The sequence below is a fragment of the Oleiphilus sp. HI0117 genome, from assembly GCF_001635235.1.
In genome coordinates, this window is record NZ_LWGA01000649.1 from 1 (window position 1) to 4,809 (window position 4,809).

The window sequence follows — 4,809 nt, forward strand, 5'->3', positions numbered from 1 at the left end:
TAACTAAGTAGAATTTTCAGATTATGCATTAAACAAGGGAGTCTAGACTCTATGATGTACATTTTCACCCTATAATGGTAAAAGCTGCGACAGATGCTAAAAAACAGGAATTAAAAAAGAAAAATTGGTCGGGATGGCGGGATTCGAACCCACGACCACATGTCCCCCAGACATGTGCGCTACCAGGCTGCGCTACATCCCGAACGGTGTGAAACAAGAATTTGTTCACCAGGTTGATACTAGGTATCAGCTTACATGGGGGTAATCGACGGGTTTTAGGCCTGTCGACTTAAGTCGCGGGTATAATACCTTATGACGCTTTAGAAATAAATAAAAAACGCCGATAGTATCGGCGTTTTTTAAGATTACCTTATTACTTGAAAGCTTAGCTGTTTAGTACGTCTAAAACTTCTTCAAGCTCAGTGATCATTTGCTTGATCAATTCAGAGTTTTGCCCTGCAGGGCCCTCATCACCTTCATTGTGCAGTTTTTGCTTGGCACCACCGATGGTATAGCCTTGATCGTACAATAAACTACGAATTTGACGAATAGTCATGACGTCCTGGCGCTGATAATAACGACGATTTCCACGACGCTTTACCGGTGACAGTTCATCAAACTCTTGCTCCCAATAACGTAGAACATGAGCTTTGACTCCACATAAGTCGCTTACTTCTCCAATAGTGAAATAGCGCTTACCCGGAATCGGGGGTAATTCATTATTGTGACTGGGTTCCAGCATATTCTTCTACTTTTGCCTTTAATTTTTGTCCGGGTCTGAAAGTAACAACGCGTCTGGCAGAAATAGGAATTTCTTCACCAGTTTTAGGGTTACGTCCAGGCCTTTGTTTCTTATCGCGTAGGTCAAAATTACCGAAGCCAGATAGCTTCACCTGTTCATTGTGACCTAGGGCTCCAACAATTTCATCAAAGAACGCTTCCACCATTTCTTTGGCTTCGCGCTTATTTAGTCCAACTTCGTCGTATAGGCTTTCGGCCATATCAGCTTTTGTTAAAGCCGCCATGCGCTAGCTCCTTAATTTAGCTCCAAACTTAGCACTGAGTGCTGACACAATACGCTCAAAGGACTCGTTGATTTCTTCATCATTAAGAGTGCGATCACTTCGCTGCCATACCAGACCGAGGCCTAGACTCTTTCCGTTTTCAGCAAGATTATCACCTGAATAAACATCAAACACATTGAGATTAACCAGGTCTTCACCGGCATTATCTCTAACAATCTGCTCAACGTCTCGGAACGGTATCTCGTGATCGATCAATATTGCCAAATCCCGTCTAACTTCTGGGTATTTTGACACGCCATCAAAACTCGGCACTTGTCCTTGAACGGTTTCAATTAAGCATAGTTCAAACAAATAAACTGAGCCATTTAAATCCAAGGATTTTTGTAATTTAGGGTGAATAGCCCCTAAATAGCCGATTTTTTTACCATTTTTTACAATCTGTGCAGTCTGCCCAGGGTGTAAAGCAGCATGTTCACCCTTCTCGAAAGCGACTGTCGGGTCAATTGAGAACAATAAATTCTCAAGATCGGCCTTCACATCAAAGAAGTCGATTGCTCTGCTTTCATTACACCAGTTTTCGTTTTGAACAGTGCCTGAGACAACGCCCGAGATCATTCTAGTTTGAACAATCTCTTCGCCTTCTTGAACAAACTTTAGACCTGTCTCAAAAAACTTAACTCGGGGCTGCTGGCGCTTCTGGTTGTAGCTTAGTGCTTTTAGCAAGCCAGGCCATAAAGACGTTCTCATCACAGCCAAATCAGCTGAGATTGGGTTTGCCAAAGCGATACCCTGCTCTTCAGGCGTCACGAGCTTTTGTGTTTCTTCGTCAACAAAGCTGTAAGTGATTGCCTCCTGATAACCTAAACTCACCAAACGATCAGCCAGGTAGTCCTGCGGGAAGATATCTTCGTCGACGGCCCGCAGCTTCATTGAGCCTAATGCAGTCGTTTTAGGTAGTTTGTTATAGCCGTAGACCCGACCAATTTCTTCAATCAGGTCTGGTTCAATGGCAATATCGAAACGATAGCTTGGCACAGCAAAGGTCCACTGCCCCTCTGCTCGATCAACAACTTCAAGCCCAAGGCGCGTTAGAATCTCTTCTATTTCAGCTGTCTCTACCTTCAAGCCTAAGAGCGACTCAACTTTAGTTTCACGCAAGGTCACAGTCGAAGACTTAGGAAGCGTCTCTGCATCACTTTCTTCAACGATTGGGCCAGCTTTGCCGCCGACAATATCGATTAATAAGCGCGTTGCACGTTCCATTGCCTCGTGCTGCAGCGCATAATCAACACCTCGTTCAAAACGGTGTGAAGAGTCTGTATGCAAGCCATAAGAGCGTGCTTTACCCGCAATCGCCAAGGGTGCAAAGAAGGCACATTCCAAAAAGATGTTCTGAGTTGTAGCGCTAACACCTGAGGCTTCGCCACCCATGATACCTGCGATTGCAAGTGGAGTGTTTTCATCTGCAATAACCAAGGTGTCATCACGAAGTTCAACTTCCTGACCATCCAACAAGGTTAGTTTTTCAGCATTTTCAGCTTGACGTACATTGATTGAGCCATTCAGCTTATCTAAATCAAATGCATGCATTGGCTGACCGAGCTCAAGCAAAATATAGTTGGTTACGTCAACGGCAGGATCAATACTACGTAAACCGCAGCGACGTAACTTTTCTTGCAGCCATAATGGTGAAGGCTTAGTTAGGTCGACACCTTCAATGACGCGTCCCAAGTATTTAGGGCAGCCCTCTGTGTCTTGTAAGTTTACCTTGAAGGTAAGTTCACTCTCTGAAACCACTGACTCAATCTGTGGCTTAGTGACATTCTCTTTATTCAAGACACCGACTTCGCGAGCAAGACCCGCAATAGACAAACAGTCACTTCTGTTTGGCGTTAAATCAACATCGATACAGTTATCATCTAAACCTAGGTATTCGCGAATACAAGCACCTACGGGTGCATCAACAGGCAATTCCATCAAACCATCTGAAGATTCAGCCAAACCAAGCTCTGACTCGGCACTCAACATACCGAATGACTCAACGCCACGCAGCTTAGCTTTCTTAATCTTAAAGTTACCTGGCAACACAGCACCAATTTTCGCGAAGGGTACTTTTAAACCTTCTCTCACGTTCGCAGCACCACACACTACCTGGACGGTCTCTTTTCCGTCACTCACCTGACAAACGCTTAACTTGTCAGCATCAGGGTGCTGTTCTTTGCTGAGCACTTCGCCTACAACGACGCCGGTAAATTCACCCGCTACCGGGTCCATGCCATCTACTTCTAAGCCAGCCATGGTGATTTGATGGAGTAGATCATCTGTACCAATAGAAGGGTTTACCCACTCTCTGAGCCACTGTTCACTAAATTTCATTGCTCTACTATCCTGACTAACTTAGTTAAATTGCTTGAGGAAACGAAGGTCGTTTTCAAAGAACATTCTTAGGTCGTTTACGCCATAGCGCAACATAGCCAAGCGTTCTACACCTAAACCAAAGGCAAAGCCTGAGTATTTTTCGGAATCAATACCACTGGACTCAAATACTTTCGGGTGGACCATGCCACAGCCCATCACTTCTAGCCACTTGGTATTGCCGTCAGCGTCTTTACCCCACTCGATATCCACTTCTGCTGAAGGTTCGGTAAATGGGAAGTAAGAAGGACGGAAACGAACAGCCAGGTCTCGCTCAAAAAACACCTGAAGGAAATCTTCAATGGTACTCTTTAGGTCAGCAAAACTAACATTCTCTTCCACCAGCAGGCCTTCAACCTGATGGAACATCGGCGTATGCGTTTGGTCGGAGTCGCAACGGTATACACGGCCCGGACAGATCATACGAAATGGTGGCTCTCCCTTCTCCATCGTGCGTACTTGCACAGGTGAAGTGTGAGTTCTTAATAAGGTATTTGCATCAAAGTAAAAGGTGTCGTGCATAGCACGTGCCGGGTGATGCCCCGGGATATTCAAAGCTTCGAAGTTATGGTAATCATCTTCGATTTCCGGGCCTACTTCTACTGAGTAACCGGCTCTGGCAAAAAACTGCTCAATTCGGCGCATTGTTTTGGTTACCGGGTGCAAACCACCGGTATCGCTTGCGCGGCCTGGCAAGGTGACATCCACAGCTTCTGAACGGAGCTTGTTCTCAAGCTCAGCTGTTTCAAGGGACTCTTTCTTGGCTAACAGTTTTTCCAAGACACCTTCTTTGGCTTCGTTTATCTTTGCTCCGGCCGCTGGTCTTTCAGACGCATCTAGCTTACCCAATGTTTTGAGTAGCTGGGTGATTTCACCCTTCTTGCCTAGGTAATCAACTCTGACCTGGTCCAATTCTTGAATTTTTTCCGCTGCATCTACAGCGCTAATGGCGCGTTGAACAAGTTGTTCAAGGTTTTCCATTACTGCTCTCCGAAAAAACAGTACTCAAAATAAAAATAGGGGGTGAGTTGTCTCGCCCCCTATCCAGCTATTACTTATGTTTCAACGAGTGTTGAACTAAGTCTTAGTTTGCTAGTGCAGCTTTAGCCTTTTCAACAACAACAGTAAATACTGCTGCGTCGTTCATTGCTAAGTCAGCTAATACTTTACGGTCGATCTCAACGTTAGCTTTTTTCAAGCCAGCGATTAATCGGCTGTATGACAAACCGTTTAAACGTGCACCAGCATTGATACGCGCGATCCATAGACGACGGAACTGACGCTTACGCTGACGACGGTCACGGTATGCATATTGACCTGCTTTAATTACGGCTTGCTTAGCTACGCGATAGATACGGCTACGAGCTCC

Annotated in this window: 5 protein-coding genes and 1 tRNA gene; all 6 read right to left on the reverse strand. The window is 45.3% G+C overall.

Going from position 1 to position 4,809, the window contains the following annotated elements; genetic code table 11:
• Nucleotides 1-125: 125 nt before the first annotated feature.
• Nucleotides 126-202: transfer RNA gene (locus A3757_RS08355), tRNA-Pro, on the reverse strand.
• Between the two features lie 183 nt (nt 203-385).
• Nucleotides 386-742, reverse strand: a complete 357-nt coding sequence (locus A3757_RS08360) for a MerR family transcriptional regulator (protein ID WP_068507650.1) — start codon at nt 740-742, stop codon at nt 386-388.
• A complete protein-coding gene (gene ihfA / locus A3757_RS08365) occupies nt 720-1,025 on the reverse strand; it encodes an integration host factor subunit alpha (RefSeq protein WP_068507652.1) in 306 nt (101 codons plus the stop codon). Before ihfA ends, A3757_RS08360 begins: the two co-directional genes overlap by 23 nt.
• Nucleotides 1,026-1,028: 3 nt before the next feature.
• Complete coding sequence (gene pheT / locus A3757_RS08370) at nt 1,029-3,401, reverse strand: phenylalanine--tRNA ligase subunit beta (protein WP_068507653.1); 2,373 nt, start codon at nt 3,399-3,401, stop codon at nt 1,029-1,031.
• A gap of 21 nt (nt 3,402-3,422) precedes the next feature.
• Nucleotides 3,423-4,421: a phenylalanine--tRNA ligase subunit alpha gene (gene pheS / locus A3757_RS08375; protein ID WP_068507656.1), complete on the reverse strand. Its 999-nt coding sequence runs from the start codon at nt 4,419-4,421 to the stop codon at nt 3,423-3,425.
• A gap of 103 nt (nt 4,422-4,524) precedes the next feature.
• Nucleotides 4,525-4,809: 50S ribosomal protein L20 (gene rplT, locus A3757_RS08380; protein ID WP_068739415.1), on the reverse strand; the 285-nt coding region annotated here is incomplete at its 5' end.